The organism is Marinobacter metalliresistant (assembly GCF_038098645.1).
Taxonomy (GTDB): Bacteria; Pseudomonadota; Gammaproteobacteria; order Pseudomonadales; family Oleiphilaceae; genus Marinobacter; species Marinobacter metalliresistant.
Window position 1 is genome coordinate 703,916 of record NZ_CP101118.1, and the last position, 26,398, is coordinate 730,313.

Annotated in this window: 24 protein-coding genes; 2 read left to right on the top strand and 22 right to left on the bottom strand. The window is 58.4% G+C overall.

The window, feature by feature from the left end; all coding sequences use genetic code 11:
- Position 1: 1 nt before the first annotated feature.
- Together NLK58_RS03310 and NLK58_RS03315 are read right to left on the bottom strand one after the other, a co-directional pair.
- Positions 2–1,489, bottom strand: coding sequence for a DUF3336 domain-containing protein (locus NLK58_RS03310; protein ID WP_341582029.1), 1,488 nt, complete (start codon positions 1,487–1,489; stop codon positions 2–4).
- A 29-nt stretch (positions 1,490–1,518) separates the two neighbouring features.
- Complete coding sequence (locus NLK58_RS03315) at positions 1,519–2,307, bottom strand: VacJ family lipoprotein (RefSeq protein WP_341582030.1); 789 nt, start codon at positions 2,305–2,307, stop codon at positions 1,519–1,521.
- Positions 2,308–2,399: 92 nt separating this feature from the next.
- On the opposite strand from NLK58_RS03315, the gene NLK58_RS03320 reads away from it, so the two are divergent.
- Positions 2,400–2,807 (top strand): acyl-CoA thioesterase, encoded by a 408-nt coding sequence (locus tag NLK58_RS03320; protein ID WP_341582031.1) that lies wholly within the window; start codon positions 2,400–2,402, stop codon positions 2,805–2,807.
- 12 nt (positions 2,808–2,819) lie between these two features.
- On the opposite strand, the gene NLK58_RS03325 is transcribed toward NLK58_RS03320, so the two are convergent.
- The 3 genes from NLK58_RS03325 to NLK58_RS03335 all read right to left on the bottom strand — a co-directional run bounded on the left by NLK58_RS03325 (position 2,820) and on the right by NLK58_RS03335 (position 9,809).
- The gene (locus tag NLK58_RS03325) at positions 2,820–3,941 is read right to left on the bottom strand and encodes a beta-ketoacyl-ACP synthase III (RefSeq protein ID WP_341582032.1); all 1,122 of its coding nucleotides are present in this window, start codon (positions 3,939–3,941) and stop codon (positions 2,820–2,822) included.
- A gap of 132 nt (positions 3,942–4,073) precedes the next feature.
- Entirely contained in the window at positions 4,074–7,937 is a 3,864-nt protein-coding gene (hrpA, locus tag NLK58_RS03330) for an ATP-dependent RNA helicase HrpA (RefSeq protein ID WP_376788077.1), read from the bottom strand.
- A 195-nt stretch (positions 7,938–8,132) separates the two neighbouring features.
- Positions 8,133–9,809 (bottom strand): AMP-binding protein, encoded by a 1,677-nt coding sequence (locus NLK58_RS03335; protein ID WP_341582034.1) that lies wholly within the window; start codon positions 9,807–9,809, stop codon positions 8,133–8,135.
- Positions 9,810–9,997: 188 nt separating this feature from the next.
- Here NLK58_RS03335 and NLK58_RS03340 point away from each other — a divergent pair, with 188 nt between their 5' ends.
- On the top strand, positions 9,998–10,501 hold the full coding sequence (locus NLK58_RS03340; RefSeq protein WP_341582035.1) for a MaoC/PaaZ C-terminal domain-containing protein: 504 nt from the start codon (positions 9,998–10,000) through the stop codon (positions 10,499–10,501).
- Position 10,502: 1 nt separating this feature from the next.
- On the opposite strand, the gene NLK58_RS03345 is transcribed toward NLK58_RS03340, so the two are convergent.
- The 17 genes from NLK58_RS03345 to recR form a co-directional block, all read right to left on the bottom strand.
- Positions 10,503–11,504 (bottom strand): AgmX/PglI C-terminal domain-containing protein, encoded by a 1,002-nt coding sequence (locus NLK58_RS03345; protein WP_341582036.1) that lies wholly within the window; start codon positions 11,502–11,504, stop codon positions 10,503–10,505.
- Entirely contained in the window at positions 11,497–11,985 is a 489-nt protein-coding gene (locus NLK58_RS03350; protein ID WP_341582037.1) for a biopolymer transporter ExbD, read from the bottom strand. The genes NLK58_RS03345 and NLK58_RS03350 overlap by 8 nt, the downstream gene beginning before the upstream one ends.
- A complete protein-coding gene (locus tag NLK58_RS03355) occupies positions 11,982–12,512 on the bottom strand; it encodes a biopolymer transporter ExbD (protein ID WP_341582038.1) in 531 nt (176 codons plus the stop codon). The genes NLK58_RS03350 and NLK58_RS03355 overlap by 4 nt, the downstream gene beginning before the upstream one ends.
- A 9-nt stretch (positions 12,513–12,521) precedes the next feature.
- The gene (locus NLK58_RS03360; RefSeq protein ID WP_117617264.1) at positions 12,522–13,181 is read right to left on the bottom strand and encodes a MotA/TolQ/ExbB proton channel family protein; all 660 of its coding nucleotides are present in this window, start codon (positions 13,179–13,181) and stop codon (positions 12,522–12,524) included.
- Between the two features lie 16 nt (positions 13,182–13,197).
- A complete protein-coding gene (locus NLK58_RS03365; RefSeq protein WP_227539421.1) occupies positions 13,198–13,551 on the bottom strand; it encodes a hypothetical protein in 354 nt (117 codons plus the stop codon).
- A complete protein-coding gene (locus NLK58_RS03370; protein WP_341582039.1) occupies positions 13,552–14,031 on the bottom strand; it encodes a tetratricopeptide repeat protein in 480 nt (159 codons plus the stop codon).
- The gene (locus NLK58_RS03375; protein ID WP_341582040.1) at positions 14,018–16,876 is read right to left on the bottom strand and encodes a tetratricopeptide repeat protein; all 2,859 of its coding nucleotides are present in this window, start codon (positions 16,874–16,876) and stop codon (positions 14,018–14,020) included. Before NLK58_RS03375 ends, NLK58_RS03370 begins: the two co-directional genes overlap by 14 nt.
- Positions 16,873–18,315 carry a hypothetical protein gene (locus NLK58_RS03380; RefSeq protein ID WP_227539423.1) on the bottom strand — a complete coding sequence of 481 codons (1,443 nt, stop codon included), beginning with the start codon at positions 18,313–18,315 and terminating at the stop codon, positions 16,873–16,875. The genes NLK58_RS03375 and NLK58_RS03380 overlap by 4 nt, the downstream gene beginning before the upstream one ends.
- 6 nt (positions 18,316–18,321) lie before the next feature.
- Positions 18,322–18,870, bottom strand: coding sequence for an AraC family transcriptional regulator (locus NLK58_RS03385; protein WP_341582041.1), 549 nt, complete (start codon positions 18,868–18,870; stop codon positions 18,322–18,324).
- A 421-nt stretch (positions 18,871–19,291) separates the two neighbouring features.
- The gene (locus tag NLK58_RS03390; RefSeq protein ID WP_117617266.1) at positions 19,292–20,470 is read right to left on the bottom strand and encodes a VWA domain-containing protein; all 1,179 of its coding nucleotides are present in this window, start codon (positions 20,468–20,470) and stop codon (positions 19,292–19,294) included.
- A gap of 34 nt (positions 20,471–20,504) precedes the next feature.
- Positions 20,505–21,347 (bottom strand): MoxR family ATPase, encoded by an 843-nt coding sequence (locus NLK58_RS03395; RefSeq protein WP_117617267.1) that lies wholly within the window; start codon positions 21,345–21,347, stop codon positions 20,505–20,507.
- 17 nt (positions 21,348–21,364) lie between these two features.
- The gene (locus tag NLK58_RS03400) at positions 21,365–23,491 is read right to left on the bottom strand and encodes a vWA domain-containing protein (RefSeq protein WP_341582042.1); all 2,127 of its coding nucleotides are present in this window, start codon (positions 23,489–23,491) and stop codon (positions 21,365–21,367) included.
- 22 nt (positions 23,492–23,513) lie between these two features.
- Positions 23,514–23,858, bottom strand: coding sequence for a hypothetical protein (locus tag NLK58_RS03405; protein ID WP_341582043.1), 345 nt, complete (start codon positions 23,856–23,858; stop codon positions 23,514–23,516).
- Entirely contained in the window at positions 23,858–24,304 is a 447-nt protein-coding gene (locus tag NLK58_RS03410) for a YcgN family cysteine cluster protein (protein WP_117617270.1), read from the bottom strand. The genes NLK58_RS03405 and NLK58_RS03410 overlap by 1 nt, the downstream gene beginning before the upstream one ends.
- Positions 24,301–24,594, bottom strand: coding sequence for a YcgL domain-containing protein (locus tag NLK58_RS03415; protein WP_117617271.1), 294 nt, complete (start codon positions 24,592–24,594; stop codon positions 24,301–24,303). The genes NLK58_RS03410 and NLK58_RS03415 overlap by 4 nt, the downstream gene beginning before the upstream one ends.
- Positions 24,591–25,748, bottom strand: coding sequence for an HRDC domain-containing protein (locus NLK58_RS03420; RefSeq protein ID WP_117617272.1), 1,158 nt, complete (start codon positions 25,746–25,748; stop codon positions 24,591–24,593). Before NLK58_RS03420 ends, NLK58_RS03415 begins: the two co-directional genes overlap by 4 nt.
- A gap of 18 nt (positions 25,749–25,766) precedes the next feature.
- A complete protein-coding gene (gene recR, locus NLK58_RS03425; RefSeq protein ID WP_341582044.1) occupies positions 25,767–26,369 on the bottom strand; it encodes a recombination mediator RecR in 603 nt (200 codons plus the stop codon).
- Positions 26,370–26,398: the final 29 nt, after the last annotated feature.

Here is a 26,398-nt window from a genome sequence, read left to right on the forward strand (position 1 = left end):
ATCAGGACGTACCGGAATCCGCGTTATTAACCAACCTGAGCCCGGCAGTGCGCCGGTTCTGCTGTTTCAGTCGACGCACGCACCGCTCAAGGGTTTTGGAGATCCGGGCATGGGAGCGAATCATGGAAATCCTGGGCCAGGTGGCCCGTTCGCCGGCAAGAATCATTTCCCTTACGTAGGCGGGATCCGGATTAGCCAGCATGCGGCGATAGTCCCTGAATGAATAGGTTGGTGCGATGGTAACGTCTCCCGAGTACCGCTGAGCCATAATCGTGTACAACTGACCGGACACCTGCCGCAAGAGTTCCGGCCTTACCCGTTTGCGCAGGTAATCGAATACCCCCTTGCCGTGGAACTGGATTTCCGATTTCAGCAGATGCATCGGGAGACTGCCCAGGGAGAGCTTTTCGTCTCTGCCTCGCTGGGTGAGGAACGGTACAACATGGGGGTTCGCCTGGCTCACAATTGTGTAGTTAACGTCGTAGAGATGCATCAGGCGGTCAATTGGGAGATCGCTGACCACCGAACCGTCCACAAACTTGAGGCGTGGCATATAAGGCAGGGTATTGCCGTAGATGTCTTTTTTCATCAGGGTGACCGGCGGAAAAATACCCGGAACCGCCGCACTGGCCAGAGCCGCACTCCACACCATCAGGTAGGGCGATGTATAGCCGCACAACAATCGCGCCTTTTGATGCGCCTGTACCGGTGACACACTCACGTTAATAGAGCGACCAGTGCGCTGGTAGGCCTCTTCGAAGGTGTATTCACCAATATTCGCCCGCAGGCAGCCGCGCAACTGCTCCTGATCCATGAGACCGTCGCCGCGAACGGCACTGAGCAGGCCCCGCCACTTCCAGGCCTTGAGGTTGTGGTTTTCCGGTACCAGCATTTCCGGTATTTCCGCATCGGTATGCACACCGAGAATACCGGCAATGATGGCGCCGATACTGGAACCGGCGATCACCTGGGGCAGAAGGCCTTTCTCCCAGAGCGCCTTGATCACCCCGAAATGAAACATGCCGAGGGTGGCACCGCCACTGAGCAGCAATGTCGGCCGGCCGTAGCTTGTCAGGGTATCCCGGAAAAACTGGAGCTTGTCCGCCACGGGAAAACCGGGCACCGAATGGTCGCAGAGGAAATCCAGCGCTTCGCACACCTGGGCAATGTATTCCTCGATCAGATGCTTGGTGCCAACCCGGGACCGGGTGTAGAGCGCAGGGTTGCCCATGTTACCAAGATCGTGGTGCAACCCCTCCCGAAGCGCCCGTTTCAGGCGCTCAACGTCATTCTGCTGGCGGTACTGCTTAAGGTTGCTCAGGCGATCATAAATGAGTTCGTAGTGGTAGAGGTCAGAGGCAAAGTCCTCTTTCCACTCGGCATTGCCCTCCAGAAAATCCAGTTCCAGCGCCGCCGCCTTCCAGACTTCATAGTTCGGCGCCTCGGCCAGCATCTTCCGGAACTTGGCTATTCTTGGATCCTCTAGCACCGCTGACCTCCTTTCAACCCGCCCGAAACTCAGAAATCATCCAGCATCAGATTTTCATCATTGCCACTGGCAAACGGATCATTGACCACTTTCCCATCGTTTATCAGGAACTCACGACGTTGTAAAAACGCGTTTCGGAGGAAAACATACCTGTCGCCGGAAATGAAGCTCTCCGCCGGAATCAGATCAGCCCGCTTATCGACAATCTGGAGAGCCCGGGCAGAATAAGCCTCATGGCTTTCCACGGCGTCCCAGGCCGAAGGCAGAGCAAACCCGTCAGTTACAAAGCCGGTGAAGTGCCGGGGTGTCGAGGGACCAAGAAGCGGTAGCATCAGATAAGGTCCCGGTCCCGCACCCCAGTAGCCCAGGGTCTGTCCGAAATCCTCCGGCCGCTCCGGGAGTTCGAAAGCCGTGGCCACGTCAATCAGGCCCAGAAGGCCGAACGTTGTATTAAAAGTAAAACGCCCGACGGCCACCACCGCGGACTCCCCTTTTAACTGGAGCACGCTGTTGGTGAAGTTCCGGAGTTCGGTGAGGTTGTTGAAGAAATTGGTAATACCCCGGTCGATCAGCCGCGGGGTAAAGTTCCGGTAGGCCTGTGCCACCGGCTTAAGAAACCACCGGTCAATGGTTTCGTTGAATTTATACACCTTGCGGTTCCAGTTCTCCCAGGGGTCCTTCGGGTCAACCGGCACTGAGCCTTCCGGCGCGGGCTCCTTCATGGTCTGGGCTGTTGCCTGACTGGCGGGAAAAAGCACCGCCATAGCAAGGCTCGTCACGATGGCGATCAACCAGCGTCGGATAAAAAGATATTTCATTTTCGGCTCATGGGTTGTTTAATTCGTCTCGACTCGCCGAAAATACCGGCGCTTTACTTATCATTATTAAACCGTTGTTACGGAGGAACCCGATGTCAGTCCCGGGAAATCTTGTAAGCACGATTACCATGCCGCTCCGCTGGGGAGACATGGATGCATACGGCCACGCCAACAATACAGTTTACTTCCGTTTCTTCGAGGAAGCGCGGATTGTGTGGCTGGCGTCACTGGAACTCGGCGGTCCCGGCGAGCCAACCGGCCCGATTATTATAAAGACCAGTGCCACCTTTCTAAAGGAATTGAACCATCCGGCAACGGTAGAGGTGAAAACATACGCTGACAAAGCAGGCAACACCAGCCTCGACACCTATCATTTGCTGACAGATGTCGATACCGGCGCCATTTATGGGGAAGGTTATGCCAAAATTGTCTGGTTCGACCGGGCAACACGGTCATCGGCTCCGCTGCCAGAGACCTTGCGGGCGCTGGCAACGGGTTAACCCGGTAAGAGACTATCGGCGGCGCACCACGACGCTGCCGATCGAATAACCTGCCCCAAACGAACAGATCACGCCCAGATCACCACTGGCCAGGTCTCCCTTGTGCTTGTGGAAGGCGATGATGGAGCCTGCGGAGCTGGTATTGGCGTACTCGTCCAGAATAACCGGCGCCTCATCTTCGGTGGCATCACGGCCCAGCACCTTGCGGGCAATCAGCTGGTTCATATTGAGGTTGGCCTGGTGCAGCCACATTCGCCGCAGATCGTCCGGAGCAATCGCGAGGCTCCGAAGCTGGTTCAGGATGGTTGCAGCCACCAGTGGTGAAACCTCCTTGAATACCTTGCGACCCTGCTGCACAAACAGCTTGTCGGGTTTGCCAATACCGGATTCATCTGCCCGGTTCAGGAAGCCGAAATTGTTCCGGATGTTATTGGAGAATTTCGTCTTCAGGCTGGTACCGAGAATCCCGAACCCCTGTCCGGCGCGGGCATCCTCCTCCCGCTCCACAAAAATCGCCGTGCAGGCATCACCAAAAATGAAGTGGCTGTCCCGGTCCCGGAAGTTCAGGTGGCCGGAGCAGATCTCCGGGCTCACCACGAGCACCGAACGGGCGCTGCCGTTTTCCACGGAATTCACGGCAGCCTGCAGGCCAAAGGTCGCCGAGCTGCAGGCAACGTTCATGTCATAGGCAAAACCGTTGATCCCCAATGCTTCCTGAACTTCGATGGAAACCGCCGGGTAGGCGCGCTGCAGATTCGAACAGGCGACAATAACGGCATCCACGTCCTGTACGGATTTGCCCGCCTGTTCCAGCGCTTCGCGGCAGGCGGCGACGGCCATTTCGCATTGTACGGAGGGCGCTTCGTTACTGCGCTCCGGGATGTAAGGCGCCATGCGCTTAGGATCAAGGATGCCGTCCTTGTCGATAACATGGCGGCGCTTGATACCGGAGGCTTTTTCTATGAAGGCAGAAGAGGATGGCTGCAATGGAACAACCTCGCCCTGGGCAATGGCGTCTGCATTCTCTGCATTAAACAGTTCGACGTACTGGTTAAAGGCTTCCACCAGTTCGTCGTTATCAATGGTTGCTGGCGGTGTGTAGAGACCGGTCCCGCTAATAACGGCTTTAATCACGCTAACCCCACGTCATGATTGTGAAAACAGGATGTCAGAAAAATCCACTGTCAGAAATACTAACACAGTCTCCGGGTTTTGCCCGCCGGGAATCAGTCAGGGGCGCCGGATTGGTGCGGGCCTGTCGACGCCTTAAACCCGGGTTTTCTCCCACTGCCGGTCCATCCGTTTTATCGATACCGTCATAACCGTGCCCAGTTGCTGGGCAAAAAACGATACCCGGAACTCCTCAAGCATCCACCGGTAAAGCACCAGCTCCGGATCCCGCACACCCTGGCGCTGCTGTTCATCACGCTTTACCGCATAGCGGGACCAGAGTGGCTCGATGGTATGCAGGAATTCGCGCTCCCGACCCATTTCCCGGGGCATTTTTTCAAGCCGGATCAGGGCGGCCTCGAAGTAACGACCGAACTCCGCCAGCCACTCCGGCGGCGTATCAACCAGGAACCCCGGATAGACAAGATTCCGCAGCTGGAACTTCAGATCGGCCATGCTGTTTGCCAGGGCCAGGTTGATCTTGCCTTTGAGCCGCTTCGCCACTTTCTGGTAGCCGGACATGGCCTGAAACAGCCGTTCGTCGGCCTGCTCAAGCGCGGGAATGAAATCTCCCCGGTGCCTGCCAAACAGGCGATCAAAGTCATCGGCACTTCTCGGGATACCTTCGATGAGAAAATGCTGTATGGCCGTCGCCAGCAGCAGGTCGTCCAGCAGAACTTTCGCCTGGCCCACCGGGGCAAACATCAGGGCGGATTGCCGGAAATGCGGAAGCTTGCGCTCGAGATCATCCAGGGTCTTGCCGAACCGGTTGAGAATCAGACGGGCAACCGCCTTGCGAGTGATGTCCTCTGCCGTCAAACGGTCCAGACATCGAATCTGCCGGACCTGTTTGCCGAGGTCTTCCAGTGCCGGGTACACCGTTACCTGCATCCCGCCTTTTTCGGTCTGTACCTGTTCGGGCAATTGTCCGAACTGCCAGTCGGTATAGTCTCCCGCCGGTTCCTTTGAGGCATTGTCACTGGTCGCCGAAGCCAGCGCCTCCTCCGCCCGGCCCTCAAGCTGACCCTGAAGCTCGATGGTATCCCGGCTTTCGGCAATCGCCTTTCCACCATCGCCCATAACCCGGAGGTTCATCCGCAAATGCCTGGGCAATTCCGCCTCAGACCAGGCGTCCGGGTCGATTCTCACGCCAGTCATCCGGCGCAGTTGTTCGCCCAGTTGCAAAGCCAGCGGCTCATTGGATGGCTGGAGATTGGCCAGGGCCGCATCAACAAAATCCGGTACCGGGACGAAATTGCGACGCAATGCCTTGGGGAGGGACTTCACCAGGGCTACGCATTTCTCCCGTAACAGCCCCGGCACCAGCCATTCAAGTCGGCGGGACGGAATCTGCTTCAGGGCCATCAGGGGAACCTGAAGGGTAACGCCGTCCTGTTCGCTGGCAGGCTCGAATTCGTAACTCAGCGGGTAGCGGACGCCTTCCCACTCCAGGTAATCGGGGTACCACTCCGCCGCCTGGGCGTCGACCGGGCGCTGGAGAATGTCGTCTTCGGTGAGTTCCAGATCTTTCAGCTGCTCCGCCGAAAGGCCTTTCCACCAACTCTCGAAATGGCGCCCGCTGACGATATCCGCCGGCAGGCGCTCCTCGTAGAACGCCACCAGAACGTCATCATCGACCAGAAGATCCCGCCTCCGGGTTTTCTTCTCCAGGTTCTCCACGGTATCGAGTATTTCCCGGTTACGGGCAATGAATGGTGCCCTGGACCGGTAATCGCCCTCAACCAGCGCCCTGCGGATGAACAGAGTGCGACACTCGGCCGGATCCACTTTGGCGTAGGGAATCCGACGTTTGGCCACGATATCCAGACCGTAAAGCGTCACCTTCTCGTAGCCCATCACCTGAGCCCGTTTCTGTTCCCAGTGGGGCTCAAAATAATGGTGTTTAACAATGTGGCCAGCCAGGGGCTCAATCCATTCCGGCTGAATGGATGCCACCACCCGGGCGAACACCCGGCTGGTTTCAACAATCTCGGTGGCGACAATCCACTTGGGACCGGTTTTGAAAACCCTGGAGCCCGGGAAAAGCATCACCTTCCGGTTGCGGGTGGCGAGATATTCCTTTTTCTCAACCTTGACGGCCACCTGCCCCAGCAGGCCGGCCAGAATAGCCTTGTGGAGCGATTCGTAGCTGGCGGCCTCCTTGTTCACCGCCAGTTTCTGTTCGCGGCAAATCAGGGTGAGCTGGCGATGGATGTCCCGCCATTCCCGCATTCGCATCCAGCTCAGGAAGCTCTTCTGGCAGACCTTCTTCAACTGATTCTGGGACAACTCCTGGCGCTGCTCCTCGTAATAGTTCCAGACGTTCAGCAGGGTAACGAAATCCGATTCCCTGTCATTGAACGGGGCGTGCGCCTGATCGGCCGCCTGCTGTTTGTCCTGGGGGCGTTCACGGGGGTCCTGAATGCTCAGGCCGGCAATGATGACCAGGGTTTCCGACAAGCTGCCAAGGTCGGCGGCCGTTACCAGCATTCTGGCCAGCCGCGGATCCAGAGGCAGTCGCGCCATGGTTCGCCCGAGCTTGGTAACGCGACGCTTGTCATCAACTGCCCCCAGTTCTTCCAGCAGCTTGTAGCCGTCGTTGACCTGCCGTTTGTCCGGCGGTTCAAGAAACGGGAACTGCCGGATCTCGCCGAGCCCGGAAGTGGCCATCTGAAGGATGACGGAAGCAAGGTTGGTGCGCAGGATTTCCGGATCGGTGTATTCCGGGCGGTTGATAAAGTCGGTGTCGTCGTACAGCCGGAAACAGATGCCTGGTGCCACACGACCACAGCGGCCCGCTCTCTGATTGGCACTGGCCTGGGACACGGGTTCTATCGGCAGCCGCTGGATCTTGGAGCGAACGCTGTAGCGGCTGATCCGGGCAACGCCGGTGTCGATCACATAACGAATGCCCGGCACCGTCAGCGAGGTTTCCGCCACGTTGGTCGAAAGCACAATACGCCGGCCTTTGTGAGACTGGAACACCCGGTTCTGCTCGGCATTGCTCAGGCGGGAATACAACGGCAGCACTTCGGTATGCTTCAGATCGACATGGCGCAGAACCTTGCTCAGGTTCCTGATTTCCCGCTCGCCGGGCAGGAACACCAGCACATCGCCCGGTGGCTGCTTTTCACTGCGCTCGTGCTGTTCGATTTCCTCCAGGGCACCCAGAACCCCGTCGGTCCAGCCCTGATCCCGGTCATCTTCATCGCCCGTCAGCGGCCGGTAACGGATATCCACCGGATAGGTCCGCCCACTTACCTCAATCACCGGAGCCCTGTCGAAGAACTCGCTGAACCGGTCCACCTCAATGGTTGCCGAGGTAATAATGACCTTCAGGTCCGGTCGCCTGGGCAGGAGCTGGCGCAGGTAGCCGAGCAGAAAATCGATGTTGAGGCTGCGCTCGTGGGCTTCGTCAATGATCAGGGTGTCGTAGCGGTCCAGAAACCGGTCGTGCTGAACTTCCGCCAGCAGGATGCCATCCGTCATCACCTTGACCCTGGATTGCTCCGAGGTGTTATCGGTGAATCGAACCTGGTAGCCGATCTGCTGACCGGTCTGTTCACCGATTTCCTCGGCAATCCGGGCGGCCACACTGCGGGCGGCAATTCGGCGGGGCTGGGTGTGGCCAATCAGCCCCCGGGTACCCCGGCCGCTGTTCATGCAGATTTTCGGGATCTGGGTGGTTTTACCGGAACCGGTTTCACCGGCAATGATCACCACCTGGTGGTTTTCGATGGCCTCCCGGATATCATCCACCCGCTCGGAAACCGGCAACCCCTCCGGGAAACTCGCCGGTTTGTGCAGGGCGTGTCGCTGCTGCACTTTCCCGAGGCCGCGCTCCAGCCAGTTGGCCATCTTTTCCAGGTCTTTCTGGCCCGGCTTGCCCTTGGTGCGGGCAACGGTTTTCACGATGCGTGCCGCTTCCTGCTGGTTGCAGGCGTCCAGCTGCGCCATCATGGCCTTGACGGCGGCTTCGCCGTCCGGTTTGAGTGCCGGTGTTCTGGAAGTATTGGAACGGGTGTCTGTCATTGAATTGCCGGAATTACGCTCACTCGGATCTGATTGGGCGACAGTCTATCGGGAAAGTCAGGTGGTTAAAAACGGAAAAACCCCGCCGAAGCAGGGTATTCCTTGCAAGAGCCCGGGGCAGGCTTATTTGTTGTTGGCCTCGTCCCGCAGTTCGCGCCGCAGAATCTTGCCCACGTTGGTTTTGGGCAGTTCATCGCGGAATTCAAAGTACTTGGGCACCTTGTAGGCCGTCAGACGCTCGCGGCAGAACTCCTTGAGCTCGTTCTCGGTCACGCCCTCGGCTGTCGGCACCAGGTAAACCTTGACCGCTTCACCACTCTTGGCATCGGAAATGCCCACGGCGGCACACTCGACCACCTTCGGGTGGCTGCTGACAACATCCTCAACCTCATTCGGGAACACGTTGAAGCCAGACACGATAATCATGTCCTTCTTGCGATCAACGATGCGAATGTAGCCGTCTTCCTGGATCAGGGCGATATCACCGGTGCGCAGGAAACCGTCCTCTGTGAAGGACTTCTGGGTGTCCTCCGGGCGCTGCCAGTATCCACGCATAACCTGAGGACCTTTCACACACAGCTCGCCAGGCTCGCCCAGGGGCGTTTCATTACCCTCTTCGTCCAGGGTCTGAACGAGGGTTGAGGGAATGGGCAGGCCGATAGTGCCAATCTGGATGGCACTGGGAGGGTTAAAGGTCACCACTGGCGAGGTTTCAGTCATACCGAAGCCTTCGCAGATCTCACAGCCAGTCACCCGCTGCCACATTTTCGCCGTGTCGCTGGTCAGGGCCATACCGCCGGAGGACGTCAGCTTCAGGCTGGTGAAGTCCAGGGCCTGGAATTCCTCATTGTTGCACAGTGCTACGAACAGAGTATTCAGGCCCAGGAACGCGGTGAACTTGTGATTTTTCAGCTCCTTCACAAAACCCGGGATGTCTCTCGGGTTGGGAATCAGGACATTGTGGGCACCGGCCTCAAGCATGATGCCGCAGTTCAGGGTGAAGGAATAAATGTGGTACAGCGGCAAGGGCGCAATAACAACCTCCTGCCCTTCAACGACCATACCCTCCATCATCGGGCGGGTCTGCAACAGGTTTGCCACCAGGTTTCCGTGGGTCAGCATGGCGCCTTTGGCCACACCGGTAGTGCCGCCGGTGTACTGCAGAACTGCGATATCGTCCCGCTTGCACTCAACCGGTGTAAACTTTTCCCGGCCACCGGCACTAAGCACTGCCGGCAGTTTATGGGCCTGAGGAATGTTGAACGGGGGCACCATCTTCTTGACGTGCCTGATCACCGCATTCATCAGGGTGCGCCTGATCGGTGAATGCATGTCGGCAATTTCAGTCACGATGACGTGTTCGATGCCGGTATGGGGCAGCACTTTTTCGGCGTTCCCGGCCATGTTGGCCAGCACCACCAATGCCTTGGCACCGGAATCGTTGAACTGGTGCTCCATTTCCCGGGTGGTATACAAGGGGTTGGTGTTCACCACAATCAGGCCAGCACGCATGGCGCCAAACACAACCACCGGGTACTGACTGACATTGGGCATCTGAACCGCAATACGGTCGCCAGGTTTCAGATCGGTCTTGTTTTGTATCCAGGCTGCAAAGTTGCGGCTCAGGGTGTCGAGGTCACGATAGGAGAGCGTTGCGCCAACAGCGGAGAATGCAGGACGGTCAGCAAACTTTTTGACGGCCTGCTCAAACACATCCACCATGCTCTTGTATTTGCTCAGGTCAACCTCGCGAGGTACGCCGGCGGGGTATTTATCCTGATAAAACTGCTCAAAATCCATCACCATCTCCTGTTTGGCGCTTTTGATTAGAATGATTTACCGATGCCAGGTTGGTAAAAAAATCAACCCGACAAAAGTATCAGACTCAAAAAAGTGGGGAGAGAATAGCAGTTTTGTAACCGATGAGGTAGTTTTCGGAGTTCTTACCCGAACAGCTGTACACAAATGACATCAGTGCGGAGCGCACCATGAGCGATACCCTTGATACTCTTGATACTCTTGATACTCTTGAAAATATTACCTATGACGAGCTGAACGAGGGCGATACCGCCACCTTCATACGCACCCTTTCGGAAGACGAGCTGGTGCTGTTTGCGGCGGTGTCCGGTGACGTGAATCCGGTACACCTGGACTCCGATTTCGCCGCCTGCTCCAGGTTCAAGGAACGCATTGCCCATGGCATGTGGAGCGGCTCCCTGATTTCAGCGGCACTGGCAACCGTTATGCCTGGCCCGGGCACCATTTACCTGGAGCAGAGCCTGTCATTCAGGCGTCCGGTAAAGCTGGATGACACCCTGACGGTAAACCTGAAAGTACTGCGCAAGGATCCGAGAAACCGTATTGTGGTTGGCTGTGATGTGCGGAACCAGAATGGCCAGCAGGTGGTCTCCGGCCAGGCCAGGGTTATTGCGCCGACGGAAAAAGTCTCCCTGCACAAGCCTCAACTGCCCAGGATCACCATCGAGAGCTGATTCAGCCGGGCAGGAAATCAATCGGGAACCGAACCGTGCGGGTCCCGACCTTGTCGGCGCCAAAATTGAACAACCTTACCCTCATGGCAATACGCTGCTCCAGGGACGGATGCTGCAATTCGGAGCTGACAACGTCACAGGCGGAAACCGAACCGTCTGGTTCGATCACCAGTTCCAGCAACACCTTGCCTTCAAGCGTTGGGTCCTGCCGCAACTCCCGCCGGTACAGGGAATAGAGTGCGGTTTTCTGGGCATCAAATACCTTGCGAATATTGCTCATGGCCCGCTCACCGACGGACGGCCCGGGATTAGCCGGCTTCGCCGCTACGGCACGGGTTTCCTCAACAGGCGCTTCGACTTTCCGGACTTCGTGCCCGGCCACATTCACCGATGTTTCCGGGGCCACAGTGTCTGTAACCCCACCACTGCCACTGAGCACCTTCCCGGAATCCCCGGGGGAAACGGTGCGGGCCATGCTGTCGGAATCTGTATTCGCCACAAATTGCCTGGCCTGCGCCGGTTCAGGCTCCCTGAGAGAGGCCAGCCGGTCTTTCATCGCCAGTAACCCGGACCGGGACGCCTTCTCCCTCGCCTGCTCAGTGGTTTGCCGGGGTTTGGCCTGCCGGGCAAGGGCAGGCTCCGGCCGGGGCTCGGGTTTCGGTTCAGCCTTCACCGGCTCAGGGGGCGCCTTTTCCGGTTCTTTTTTTCGAGCCTCGGGCTCCGGCTCTGGTTTAACCGGCTCCTGCCTGACGGGCTCTGGCGTCACAGGCTCAGGTGTAACAATGGGTTTTGGCCGCTCCACAAGGCGCGCGAGCCTGGGCGGGATCTGTTCAGCCTCGCTGCGTTGAATCTCCGGCAGGTCCAGTGTCGGAATCAACAGTGCCGGAGGCAGTAACAGCGCCAACGTCACCCCGACAATGGCGCCAAACCGGAGGTTCTCACCGGTATCCCGGCCCCACGGCAGCCCGGCGGAATGTCCCGCAGGAGACAAGGTATCAGCCATTGCGAACCTCCCCTTCCACTGCAAGCCGCACCTGCCGGTATTGCGCATCAACACAGGTCTGCATCACTTTCCGGAGCAGCCGGTAATCGGTATCGCGACCGGCCATGATGGTAACTTCCAGTCCCTCCTCGGGGATCTCGGTCCAGCGGTTACGTCGCCAGGTGAGCTCGTCCGACAAACCGGAAATACGGTCATCTCCCGTTTCGATTCCCTCCAGCCGGGCCACTTCCTTTCCCTGTACCAGAATGGCGTTGCCGGTTACCTGCACCGTGAGATTCTCTGCGGCTTCCTGCTGTGCCGTCGATTTCGGCAACGGCACATCGGCGGTGTTCTGCATGACTTTCACATCGGAGGAATTCACCATCAGAAAGAAAACCAGAATGGTGAAGATGTCCATCAGCGACACCAGGTTCAGGCCACCCGGTCTGTGCATGCGGCCGTAGTGCCGCTGGATCCTGCGAGCCTTTCGGGATGTTCTCACGCGCCCTCCCCGGATTCTTCCTGGACAGTGGCCGCCAACTGACGATTATCCGATGCATCCATCAGGGAAACGTCCGGAAACAGCTCGGCCTCCACCACACTGGCCGCCACCACGGCCGGGTATGAGCGAACCGTATCCATGGCGGTAACCAGCGTCTGGTAATCGATATCGGGACCGACTTCCAGCACCACATCGGTCTTCTCCGGTAGCCGGCCTTTCACCTGGCGAAGGACGTCACCAAGCGCTTCAAAGTCCTGTGCACCCTGTTTTTTCGGAAGCACACGAATCAGCCCCCGGTCGCTGTCAGCAATTTCGATGCCCGCCGGAATCAGTGTTACCACCAGGCGGAACTCATCGGCTTCTGGAGCTTCCCCGGCCTCCATTCCGGGAAAGTTCAGTTCAATCATGCGGACCTGGCTGAACACCATGCCCAGCAACAAAACCGGCACCAGAACGATCATGAGGTTCAGAAAGGCGGTTATGTCCAGCTCCGGCGATGTACTCAGCCTGCGGTGTCGGCGTCTCATGGCATCAACTCAGGCTGCGGATGGCTGGGCATTGGGGTTCGAAACAGGATCAGAAACAATGTTCAGCAGTTTCACACCCGCCATTTCAAAACTGTCCACAATTTCGTTGGTGCGGGTCTGCAGCACGGCATGGAACATCAACAAGGGTATCGCCGACATCAGTCCAAAGGCAGTGGTGTTCATGGCCACGGATATGCTCTCGGAAAGCAGGCTGGCTTTCTGGGATGGGTCTGCCGCTGCCACTGCAGTAAAGGCTGCGATCAGACCGATGATCGTGCCCAGCAACCCCAGCAGGGTGGCGATGTTGGCCAGGGTCGCCAGGTACTGGGTGCGCTTTTCCAGCCGGGGAAGGACTTCCATCAGACCCTCCTCCATGGCGTATTCAATATCTTCCCGCCGGCTGTTGCTCAGCAACCGACCGATGCCCGCGCCCATGATGGAGGCAATGGCGCTATCCGAGTTGCTTGCCGCTTTCATGGCCCGCTGGTAATCACGCTTCTGCAGCAATGGCAGGATGCCCCGTTCGAAGGCCGCCCGGTTGCGCCGCCTCACCCCGGAGAGGTAGAAAAATCGTTCCAGGGTAATGGCCAGGCCCAGCGCCAATACAACAGCAATGGGGTACATGAAGGGGCCGCCTTCCTGGAAAAAACGTACGATGGTGTCCAGCATGATTGTTCTCCCGTTATTACTGCGCAGTCACGGCTGAGTCCCCGAGGGGGCTCAGGATCAGGGGGTTAAGGTTTTCACGAAACAGGCGATGCCTTTCCAGAGTCACCGGGTCTGCCGGCCGCATCAGTTCCGGCGCGGTATCATCCAGCTTTGCCCGGGGACGTTTTGGCAGGCTCGGCGCCTGCCAGGGCAATATGTAAAGTACCCGCGGCTCATCCTCGCCAAGGCTGGCCGATATGCCGTCAACGCTCAGGCGAACCGAGTCCTCCTGACCTGCCCCGGCAAGGGCCGGCGCCAGCAAAACCAGCCCGGCAAGAACAACTGACTGCATACCTGTTACGGTTACCTGCAAGTAATGGCGCATCTGCATCTATTGCAGCCTCCGTTCCAGATCGGCAATCCATCCGGTGACGAGCTGGTCGTCTTCTTCCGTCAGTACCCGATAGCGGTTGTAGTGAGTCAGCGCCCTGTCGAGTTCCAACAGATACAGTTCAGCAATCACGGCCAGGTTGTAATGCAGCTCGGCAACCTCCGGCGAGTTCGAAATACCGGTCTCAAGCAGCTTTGCGGCTTCGGCAAAGCGGTGTTGATCCTTCATCACCAATGCCAGGTTATTAACGACGACCGCGTTGCCCGGGTCCAGCTCAACGGCTTTCTGCCACGCCTCGGCGGCGGCATTCCTGCGGCCCTGCTCCAGAGCCAGCTGCCCCTCCCTTGCGAAGCTTCTTGCCAACTCCGGGTTCGTCTGTGCGGGTTCAGGCTCCTGAACAGCCTGCCCGGCGCAGCCGCCCAGCAGAACCAGCAGAAGAATCCAGACCAACGTGCTCTTTAACCGGTTATAACGAGCCATCACCCGCCTCCATATTCCAGCTCAACCATTTCACCTTGCGTTGGTAACGCCCCGGATGCAGATCGGCCAGAACGCCCAGGCTGCGGCCAATCCATGCATCGTACCCCCGGGCGGTGATCCGCCGGTGGTTCTCGGTGTGCAGCCGAATTGCCTTCTCTTCAAACGGATAGGCTTCCTCTTCCAGCAGCATCTGGTATTGCATGGTCTCCAGCTCGTTCAGATCAGCCGGCACTGACGACGCCATCAGGTCCCGGGCCAGCCCCCGGTAAAGTTCCGCACGCCGGTAAAGGGACTCGGACAGCACCGCCTCAGCGCCGAGTGCCTCTGCATCCAGGAATCGTTGACGCGCGGCTTCCAGCGCGCCCTGCTTGCGTTCCAGCGAATCTTCCAGGGGATGGGTCAGTTCGATACTGGTGAAAGCGGCTGCGGCACGGGCACCGAGAACCATTGAGGCACGAGAAGCCCACTCAAGGGTCTCCGGGCTGTGCCAGGGGCTTTCCAGCTCCGCGCTGACCAGTGCTTCCCGCCAGTCATCCCCCTCAACGCCGGATTCCATCAGGCGGTGACGCATGGTCTGAAGTCGCAGGTGGCCCGGGCCATCCCCGGCAACGACGCCAGTGGCCAGATAGTCACGGTAAAGCGCGTTGCGTTCAGCGATATTGCCAGCGTCATGGAGCAATGCGGCAGCTCTGAGCCGCAGCTGCCAGGGGTCAGGTTGGCCTGCCGCCATCTGCAGGAGCTCTGACGCAGCCAGCGCTGGCTGCCCGGATGCAACCCAGGCGTGGACCAGCTTTTCAGGGATGCCCGACACCAGCTCATGCCCGGGGAAATCCGACCGGAAACGCTCAAGATCTTCAATGGCCCCGGACCAATCCGCGGCTTTGAGAAGGGTGTTGGCGGCGTCGTAGCGGCCCTTGATGGCCAGGTCTGATCCGGGCAGCACCGAACCGACGCGGCGGAAGTGCCGGACCGCATCTTCGGTCTTGCCATTGGCCGCGGCCCGCTCGCCCTGACGGTATACAACCGTGGCGAGCTGTTTTCGGACATTCTCCGCCTGATCCCCTGGAAGATCCCCGGGGTCGCCGTTTTCAGCGAGTTCCAGAGCCTGCTTCCAGGCCCTTTCCGCAAGACCGTATTCGTCCTGGTGCTGCCGGACTTCTGCGGTTACCTGCCATGCTGCATAACGTTCCCGGGCGGTAGCTTCGGCACCGGTGATGACTCTCGCGCTGTAATCCAGGGCGCGCTGGTGGTTGCCTGTGGCGAGCCAGCGGGCGGACAGATCCGCCATCAGGCCGGCGTTTCTGGCATCTCCGGAAAAACGTTCTGCAAATTGATCCGCTTCGGCAGAAACTTCCTCGAGCCCGGGGCTGAATCCCTGGCTGGTTCGCCGGCCATTGAGGCCATCGCGCAGCAACGTAATGGCCGCCCAGCCGGCATCAGCCGCCTCGCTGTAATTCGCCACCTCATAAGCTGCGCGCCTGAAGTTCGCCAGTGCCTCGGGGAACTGTCCTGCCTGGAGCCGGGCGTCGCCCGCCAGCCGAAGGATTTCACCGATCCGGACCGACCGCCGGGCAAGCCCCTCGTAATACCCAGCAGCCGAAACAAAAGCCGCCCTGGCAGCGGTTACATCGCCCGTGTTAGCCGAATTTGTTCCCCGGTTATACTGAAAGTCCGCCAGCACCCGGCTGAAGCTTTGCCATTTTTCCTGCTCGCCCGGGTTGAGGCGATCGTAGCCAGCATCGGACCCGAAACGTGCAACGAACCCTGCCCTCGCCTCACGGATCCGCTCGGGCAGAGCAGCCCGCTGCCAGACATCGACGACCTGCAACATGAAGGCGGGAACCTTAGCGTGATCCGGCGCGTAGCGAATAAATGCCTGGTTAACGGCAACGCTGGCCTCTGTCTGCCCCTGGACAGCGTAATAATCCGCGAGCCGGTCAAACAAAAGATGCGCCCAGGGACGCATCCGGGTCTCGTCCAGCCAGGAAATCAGCGTCTCGGGGCCGCGCTTTCTCGCGGCCATCAAGGCAAGCACGCGGAAGGTATCATCGATCGTGTCGACACTGGATTCGTTGACGTCTTCCAGACTTTGGGCGTCTGGCAGGAACTCGTCCAGAACCGTAACGAAGGTGTTGGCTGCCCGGTCCCAGGCCCCGGCACCCTGCTTGAACTGACTCCAGCCCAGCATATACCTGGCCTTGGTGCTGAATTCTCCGTTTTCGCCGGATTCAACCAGGTGTCGATAGCCAGTTTCTGCCTCTGCATAGCGACCGGAAGCAAAGGCGGATTCCGCAATCCGGAATCTGGCCTCTGGCACCAGTGCTGAATCAGGATAAAGCCCGACCAGTTGTTTCAGGCGCTGGATGGATTCCTGATCGTGACCCGTCAGCGCATGGGCCTTGGCCATCTGATACAGCAGTTCATCAAGCCGCCCGCCAAAAGAGCCTCGTTCCAGAATCGATTCGTAGCTACTGATGGCCTCACGGTAGACCTTCTGTTCCTCGGACACAGAGAAGCCGATGTCCTCACCGGATTTGTCGCGAATATTACTCAGACGGTTCAGGGCATCGATCCTTACCTCAGGCTCATCGGAGTTCAGAAACAGGCGATGGTAGCGACGCACCACTTCCGATGGCGAAATAGCGGGCATGGGGCGGGATTCGAATGTCAGAAAAACGGGGCGCATGTCACCGATGGTTTCGCCATCGCGCCCGAGATCGACCCGGAAGGATTCCTGGGCTATCGCTGGCGAGGCGAGACAGAGTGAAATGAAAAGTGCAATGAAAAGTGCGATGAAAAGTGCGGTGAAAAGTGCGGTGAAAAACCTTGGGGCCAGTCGTCTCACGGGCGTCCCTCCCCGGCTGTGTCTCCGGACAGATCTGCGTTGGCAAGATTCTGCAGGGCAAGGTATTCGTACAGGTGGGCGATCTGTTGTTCGGTTTTGTCGAGGGCGAACGCCATCTGCCGATCCCGGCTGGCGACGTAATCGAGGGCCAGTTTGTCCAGAGCCTCCCCGGCTTCGAGCCTCAGACGCTTAACAGAGGCGACCAGCGCCTCATTCCTGCTCTTCAGCGCGAGAGCCTGATCGCGCAGTGCCCGAAGCACCGCCGGTCGTCCCGATGCCCGTTGATCAAGGCTGGCCAGCCGGTCCCGGGTATCCGCCAGGGTTTGCGCCAGGCTGGAGAGCCGGTTTTTCTGAGCGGAATCCACCGCTTCAGCCGACAAACGCTCGATCCGGGCCCTGAGATCAGCTCCCTGCCTGGATAGCGCTTTGGTATTTTCATAGGCAGTTTGCCGCTGACTGTTGGCGATCTGCTCGGCCAGTGCGCTGTCGAAGACCTCCAGATCCCTCTGGTAACCCACAAGCCTTGCGGCCATCACTTCCAGAGCGGCGACCCTCCCCCCGGCATGCTGGGCGGCGGGTTGCGCCATAAAACCCAGCAGATAGGCCATGCGTGGCTGGGTCAGGGTACGGCTATCGGCCAGGAACCAGTCAACTCCGGTTTCCCTGGCATCTTCGATCAATGTCTTGTAAGCCCCCTGGTCCCGGATTTTTTCTGCCAGTTTGCGCAAGGTCACCCGTTCACTTTCAAAGGCTGCGTTGGCCGCCAGGTAGGCTTCTCCGGCCTGACCCAGGTAGCCAGAGAGATCATACCCCCGGCCCATAGCAATCCAGGCATCCGCAACACCCGGGTAAGCCAATGGGTATTTCCTGGCCCGGTGCCAGCTCTGCATGGCGGCCCGGTGGTTGCTCCGCTGCGAGAGTGCAAGGCCGTGAAGGTAGAGCGCCCTCGGTGTGCTGAAGCTGTCCAATGCTACTTTTTCCAGAAAACCGATCGCTTTCTCGTACTCCCCGTGCTGGTATGCAAGGTAGCCGGCCCGAGTGAGCAGGCGGTTCCGAAGCTGTTCACGGCGAGCGGAATCCCCATCGCCTTCCAGCATGGCCAGAGCGACCCTCAGAGCGACCAGCGCGCGGGCAGGATTCAGATCCTCCCTGGCATAATCGGTAGACAGATTAAGGTAACCTACAGCCGCCCAGTAGCCTTCCTTCATTCCGGCGAGGACGCGCCCGGCATCGTCAGTCTGGCCGCTCAAACGGGCCTCTTCGGCATCCTGATAAAGCGCTTGCTGGCGCTTGTCGCCCAAATCCACGCCCACCCCACTGGCCTGCCTGAATGCTTCCAGACCGTCTCGAATATCAGCCGGTAATACCGGTGCGGCAGAAACCATCAGCGGGCTGATGACCAGAAGTGATAAGGACATAAACAGGAGTCGAAAGGTCATGGCAACCTACTTCCACTCAACAAACGAAACCCGGGGTTCATAGTCCGGTGCACGCGCCTCCAGACTCATCTGTAACCGGAGGGTGCCCGGGCGTTTCTGAAAACGGTGTACCGATTCGCGGCGAACAAAATCATCATTGGCGGAGCGGGCCGTTATAACCGTTTTCAGCTCGTGGTCGCCGTTCCTGAGATTGCCGGTAAACAGTTGCTGGACCCCACCGCGTTCCAGTGAGGCCCGTTCTCTTTCGGTATAAAGATGGGAAGCGACTGGCTGGCCGTTTACGAACAGCTCCACCGAATCAAGATCAAGCGCATCCCGGCTCTGGAGTGTCAGAAAAACTGCCAGTCGGGTATTGGCGGGATGCAGCAGTTTCTGCTCAAGGGCAAAGACGCTGGCAGAGTGCCCGGCAACCTCGGCGCTCAGCTCCTCTATCTCCTCATCCAGCGACGCCGCCGCCATTACCGGAGCGGGCAGCAGCAATAACGGAAACAACCAGCCGATGAACGTTCTGCGTTCATGAATCCGGCGCTTTTGTGCTTGTTGTATGCCGAACATAAGCCTCCTGCCTTTGTAACCCACGCAAACTTCTGTAACAGATCGGCAGAAAGCGTAACACTTGGTAACCGCCAAGAACGGTATCCAGATCACCAAATGGAAAACGCGGAACCAATAGAGGGAAGATCGAGTGTCGAGTTATTTGACAAAAGCAGAAGTGGCCAAGGCAGACGGGCCATAGAACCTGAATCCGGATACTACCAACCAATTGATTTGATTACGTCTAGTTTAACTGGCCCTGTAATTGCTGAATCGAAGGCGACGGGAAAGCCTGACCGGCGACTCCGTTTGATATGCCGAGCTTTGCCGATGCCCTCAACCGCATCGGCTTTTTTAGTTTGGGGTCAGATGAAAATGGGGTCAGATGAAAATTTCATCTGACCCCATTTTCATCTGACCCCATTTTCATCTGACCCCATTTTTATTTGCTCAGTTGCTTCATGGCCGATTCAAGGCCTTCAACGGTGAGCGGGTACATGTGGTCGTTAACCAGCTGCCGGGTCATGCCCAGTGAGCCGCCGGTGCCCCAGTAGTTCTCGGGCAACGGGTTGAGCCAGACTACCTTGCGGAAGTGGTCGGAAATGCGCTGGAACCAGGTGGCGCCCGCTTCCTCATTCCAGTGCTCAATCGAGCCGCCCGGGTGGGAAATCTCATAGGGCGCCATGGTGGCGTCACCCACAAAGATGACTTTGTAGTCCGGCGTGTATTTGTGAAGGATGTCCCAGGTGCTCATGGTCTCGTTCATCCGGCGGATGTTGTTCTTCCAGACGCTCTCGTAGATAAAGTTGTGGAAGTAAAAATATTCCATGTGCTTGAATTCGAGACGCGCGGCGGAGAATAACTCCTCACAGACGCGGATGTGCGGGTCCATGGAGCCGCCTACGTCGAAGAAGATCAGCACCTTCACCGCGTTGTGCCGCTCCGGCACCATTTTCAGGTCCAGGTAACCGGCATTCCGGGCGGTGGAGCGGATGGTGTCGTCCATATCCAGCTGGTCCGCCGCACCCTGGCGGGCAAACTTCCTCAACCGCCGCAACGCCACCTTGATGTTGCGGATGCCCAGGGTAATGCTGTCGTCCAGATCTTTGTATTCACGCTTCTCCCACACCTTGACGGCCCGGCCATGGCGGCCGTTTTTCTGGCCGATCCGGAAGCCTTCGGGGTTGTAGCCATTGGCACCGAATGGCGAGGTACCGCCGGTGCCAATCCACTTGTTACCCCCGGCATGGCGTTCCTGCTGCTCTTCCATGCGCTTCTTGAACGTCTCGATCAGCTCCTCGAGACCACCGAGAGAGTCGATTTGGGCCTTCTCTTCCTCGGACAGGTGCTTTTCGAACTCGGCCCGCAGCCAGTCATCCGGAATCAGCGCTTCGAGCAGGTCATCCAGGTTCTGGATGCCCTCGAAATACGCCTGGAAAGCCCTGTCAAACTTGTCGAAGTGGCGCTCATCCTTGACCAGGCAAAGACGCGCCAGATAATAGAACTCTTCCATGTCGGCAAAGGCGAGCCGATGCTGCAGGGCTTCCAGCAAATCCAGGAATTCCCGCAGGCTGGCCGGTACCTTTGCGCGCCGGACTTCAAGAAAAAAATCAATCAACATAAAACGTGACTCTTGCCAATGTTCTTGCTGAGTATCAGCTGCGGCGACGGGCCATGAAGGCGAGCTTCTGCAACAGGTGCACATCCTGCTCGTTCTTCACCAGGGCACCGTACAGAGGCGGCAACGCCGAGCTGGTATCTTTCTCCTGCAACATTTTTGCCGAGAGCTCATCGGCCATCAACAGCTTCAGCCAGTCAATCAGCTCCGAGGTGGAGGGTTTTTTCTTGAGCCCCGGCACCTTGCGTACATCGAAAAACACTTCCAGGGCATCACGAACGATTTCCTGCTGCAAGCCCGGGAAATGGACATCCACGATAGCCTGCATGGTGTCATGGTCCGGGAAACTGATGTAGTGGAAGAAACACCGGCGCAGAAACGCATCGGGCAGTTCTTTTTCATTGTTACTGGTGATGACAATGATCGGCCGGTGCTTTGCTTTTACCGATTCCTGGGTCTCATAGACGAAAAACTCCATGCGATCGAGTTCCAGCAGGAGGTCATTGGGGAATTCGATGTCAGCCTTGTCGATTTCATCAATCAGCAGAACCACCTGTTCATCGGCTTCAAAGGCTTCCCAGAGCTTGCCCTTGACGATGTAATTGCCGATGTCCTTGACCTTCTCATCACCCAGTTGCGAGTCCCGCAGGCGCGATACCGCATCGTATTCGTAAAGCCCCTGCTGGGCCTTGGTGGTGGACTTGATGTGCCACGGGATCAGTTTCATGCCAAGGCCTGCGGCCATTTCTTCCGCCAGCAGGGTTTTTCCGGTGCCGGGCTCGCCCTTGATCAACAGCGGACGCTGAAGTGTGATAGCGGCGTTGACGGCCATTTGCAGGTCATCGGTGGCTACATAGTTCTCGGTACCGGTAAACTTCATGGTCTGGTTCCTGTTGGTTACTTTTTCTGATCTTTGTCGTCGGGTTTCTTTTTCGGACCGTTATCCGGCAATCCGGAATCGTCCTGGTCAAAATCGGGTAAATCGTCGAACTCGGACAGGTCAAAATCCTCAAGCCCGAATTCCTCATCGTCATCGTCTTCCGGGAGGTCGGCGTCAGACGGATCGGCGACGTCTTCCAGTTCCGGAACGTCCTCATCCGAATCAGCGGGCTCTTCCTCCACCAGCGTATCGGCCACCGGGATATCCTCTTCCGTCTGCACTTCCGGTTCATCCAGCGACTCATCGCCGGCCTTCAGCGCCGCTTCGTGCTCATCGATCACCGCTTCAAGTTCCGCCCTATCATCGTCCGGCATTTCCTCAGTGACCTCCGGAATTTCCTCTGGTTCCGGTTCCGGTTCCGGTTCCGGTTCCGGTTCCGGTTCGGGTTCCGGTTCTGGTTCGGACTCGGGCTTCTCTTCCAGGTCTTCCAGAGCCTCCCGCTCAGAAGCAGCCTCCGCCAGGGCCTCCTGGCGCTTCTTGCGCTGACGAAGGGCGACCCATACAACGCCGGCAAACAGTGCAACCCCACCCGCAGCGGCAGCGATCACCGACATGGGTACCGGGAAGCTATCCTGCCCCTCCGCCGGTTCCGTTGACTCCGATGCGGGGCCCTCTGGCTCAGGTTGCTCTGGTTCAGGTTGCTCGGCCGTCGGCGCAGGAGGCTCTTCTACCTGACTCACATCTATGGGTGGGGCAATCTCCGGCTCAGGCTGTTCAGCCACTGGTTCTGGTGCTTCAGCCTCTGGTTGCGGCGCGCCCAATGGCTCACCAACCGGTTCGGCAGGTTCGGCGCCTTCCGGAACCGTAAACCCGACAGTCGCACTGAACTTGCGGCTGAAGGTCTGGCCATCGGCAACCACATCCATCCGGTACAGGCCGGCAGCCGGCAGCCGCCTGACCGCATCCCGATAGGTACCGTCTTCCGGTGGTTGCCCGGCTGACAACACCTTTGTTCCACTACGGCCATCCTCGGAGGTGATGGTCAGCTCAACGTCCAGGACTCCCAAAAAGTCCGGGTTGGTGATCTTTTCCTGTTCTTCAAAAAAGGCGATTCGGATATCGACCGGACGTTCCGAAGAAAAGGTGGCCGGGAATGGATTGACCACCATTCGCAGATCGCTGACCACCGTCACCCGGCTGCCCTCACCCAGTTCTCCGTTCAGTCGCCACTCCCCGGCGGGCGGGTCATTCACCGTAACCAGATCGTACCCGGCTTCTCTTGCCCAACGGACGTTGTCTGGGGAATCCGCCAGGCTGACTGCGCCGCCATCCGGGCCAATCAGCTCAAGCTCACGGGTGGCCGTAGTTTCTTTCTCACCCCAGAAGATCAGAGCGGTAAACTCACGAACGCCGTCGTCAACAGTAAAGCCGTCGCCCTCAATCGGAATCTGTTCCTGGGGAACCGCCGTGTTCAGGGCCTCCAGAAAAGCAAGGTTCAGGGCGTCCGCGGTTTCAGCAATCTGATAGCGACCGCCGGATTTCGTGGCCAGCGCCCTCAGAAAATCCGTATCAGCGGCTTGAGAAAGCGCGACCGGGTGAAAAGTAGCGCCCCTGGCAACCAGATCGGGAACAATCTTTTCAAGGATGCGCTGCTCCTCGGCAGAATTTGCAGCAGAATCGGCGGAAATATCCACCTTGCCATCGGTCAGCAGGATAAAGTGGGTTCTGCTCAGATCACCGTCGGTGTAGTAACCATCGCTGGCAACTTCAATGGCCTTGCCCAGATTGGTTCTCAGGGCAACAGAATTAATCTGCTCCGAGCGCCCGATGGCCGTATCCCGCCACTGATCGTTCACCTCACGGTGCGGAACCAGCATGTTCACATACTGCCCGAAGGTCCAGACCCCGGCCGTCGCGCCCTCTGGCAAGAGTCGGGCAAGCAGTCTTACGGCAGGCTGACGCAGGTTTGTCGGATCGGTGTCCTTCATGGAGCCGGAGATATCGACAATAATCCGCACATCCGATTGTCCGGGCAACTGAACATCATCAGCCTCCTGCGCCGTTACCGGCAGGGGCAGGTTGAATGCGAGAACCAGTGCAAACAGGCTCAGCAATCTCGGTTTAATCGCTCTCAAGGCATCCATCCGTTCTTATTATTGATTGATGTTACCGACGAACCAGACGATAACGAACCAGGTCCAGCACCCAGACCAGCAGCATCACGAGACCGGCAAGGCCAAGGTTGAACAGCGCCCGGCCCGCGGCATCCGCCTCCCCAAGAATTATTTCGTAGCCCCCATACAACCAGGCCGGAATCCACCAGTCAGCAACCTCCGGAGATTCCACCGGGGTCAGCAGCAGGGCGACCAGTGCGGCGAGTATCAGGGTTCTGAACCCATACAGGGGCAGAAAACGAATCAGACTCTTCATCATGTAAAAGAACACGACGAAGGCAATGGCGTAGGCGGCCCAGAAAATCCCGTAGGCCATTTGTGCATCGGTATCGATCATTACAGAATCCAGTGAATGATGTGTTCTTGCCAGTCCTCTTCCGGCACCCCGGCCTCTGAAACAGCCCGGTGACGGATGGAAACGCCCGCTTCGTGCACCGAATCCGGATCCCCGCTTCGCAGCGGATGCCAGTCCGCCAGTGGCCGGCTTTCGGCCAGGGTTCGGTAGGCACAGGTATAGGGTAACCAATGGTAGTCCGTGACGGTGCCCGGTGTCAGCATTGTGCAACCCGGAACCTTTTTCAGCCGCTCGCCATAAACGGTGCAGCGGCAGGTCTCTTCATCCATGTAACGGCACACCAGGTCCGTGTGATAAACCTCGCCGGTGTCTTCGTCTTCCAGCTTGTTCAGACAGCATTTTCCGCAGCCGTCACACAGGGATTCCCATTCCCCGGGTGTCATTTCGTCCAGGCGCTTGCGCTGCCAGAACGCCACCTGGGCAATCATGGGTTGCGCTGCTCCGGCTTCTTCCGGAAGTCCACCACGTAACCTTCCCTCTCCTCGGGCATCTGCAGGAAAAAGTCTTTCTCCCCGATGGCCTCAAGCACCTGCTTGCCGGTTGTTCTTGCCAGCTTGCGGTCTGGCGTCACTACCAGATCCATGGAATGAACAGGCTGCCCGAAAATGCCACGCAGGCTCTCCGGAAGCTCCTCCCATTCCTGGCCACGGCGGACAAAAATGTAGGTGTCGCTCTTTTTGCTACTACGGAATACAGAAACAAATTCCCGCTCTTTCATGACGTCAGTAATTCCTCGATATCAGCGCGAACCGGAGCCAGAATCTGCGCCCGCCAGCCCTGAAAAAATTCATGTTGCGCCAGATCACGGTGCTGCACCACTTTCTCAAGCCGCTTCCTGGGCGCAAGCAGTTCCATTGGAATATCAGCATCTTCTGCCGCCTTCCTGAATAACCGCTTTAACTGCTTGAAAAACCCCTGCTGATCCCTCGACAACGGCGGAGCGATGCGTTCAAGGCCGGAATTATCCGCTGTTGCCCCCTTGCTAACAAGTTCGATAAGGGTGTCGCCGTAACGCCGGACCGCGCCGGAAGGCACGCCCTGAATGTTTGAAAGCTCCCTCTGGGAGCCCGGCATATTTTCGGCAATGGCGATCAGCAAGGCATCCGACAGCACCCGGTTGCGCGGCCGGTCCTGTTTCTGGCATTCCAGTTCCCGCCAGCGAACCAGCTCCCTGAGCACGCCCTGCTGCTGTGGAGTGAGTGTCCAGCCGCCCCGGAGCTTCAGGTAATGACTGTCCGGATCTTCCTGCCCGGCCAGTTCGTTGGCGAATCGCGTGGATTCCTCCGCCAGCGCAGCCTCCAGGCCCCGTTCCCGCAGCAAACCGGTTACCCACTCGTACATGGGTTCCAGAAAGCGGATATCGTCAATGGCATAGCGCTGCTGAGCCTCACTCAAAGGCCGGGCCAGCCAGTCGGACCGGGTAGCGGATTTGTCGAGGGTTTCGCCGAACAGGGTTTCCACCAGCCTGGCGTAACCCAGGGAGAACCCGGCACCGGCCATGGCGGCGCCAATCTGCAGGTCTGTCACGCCGGCGGGCTCAAGGTTCAGCCACTGACGGAACAGCTCCAGGTCTTCACTCATGGCATACAGAAGTTTGGGCGTTTCCGGATCGGTCAGCACCTCGCGGAAACGGCGGGATTGTTCGGCAACGGCCGGGTCCACAAGACAAAACCCGCCATCCAGTCCGAGCTGAACCAGGCCCGGAATCGGATAAAACGTGTTTACCCGTTCGAATTCGGTATCCAGTGCCAGGGGCTTGCCGGGTGCGCGATCAAGCCACTGATCCAGCGCCTCCGGCTCCCGGATCCAGTGGATGCTGGCGGGTGCCGGAGGAACATCAACAGCGGCAGCGGCCTGGGCAGAAATATCCATAGAAATGCCTGGTCAGATTTATTCGGAGAGAGGTTTACGGCCTCGAAAAGCGTGGGTCAGGGTAAAGCCGTCAACGTAGCCCAGCTCGCCACCCACCGGAATACCATGGGCCAGCCGGGTAATCAGAATCCCGCGGCCATCAAGCCGGTCCGCAATGTAGTGAGCCGTAGCCTCGCCTTCAACCGTGGGGTTAGTCGCAAGAATCAGCTCGGCAACACTTTCTTCCCGAACCCGCCTCAACAACCGCTCGATGCCGATTTCTCCGGGCCCCACGCCATCAATGGGTGACAGATGCCCCATCAGCACGAAATAGCCACCCCGGTAATCACCCGCCTGCTCAATGGCCAGCAGGTCTGACGGGCTTTCGACCACACACAGGGTTCCGGTGCGTCGCTGGGGATTGTCACAGATGCCGCAGATTTCGGTATCGGCAAAATTCTGGCAACTTTCACAGCGCCGCACACCGTTCATGGCCTGGTTCAGCGCCTCCGAAAGACGGGTGCCGCCGGAACGGCCCCGCTCCAGCAGGTGAAAGGCCATGCGCTGGGCGGTCTTTTGCCCGACACCGGGCAGGCAACGAAGGGACTCGACGAGCTCGTCAACCAGGGGGCTGAACGCCATGAAATGTCCTCAGACTACGGCAGGATGAA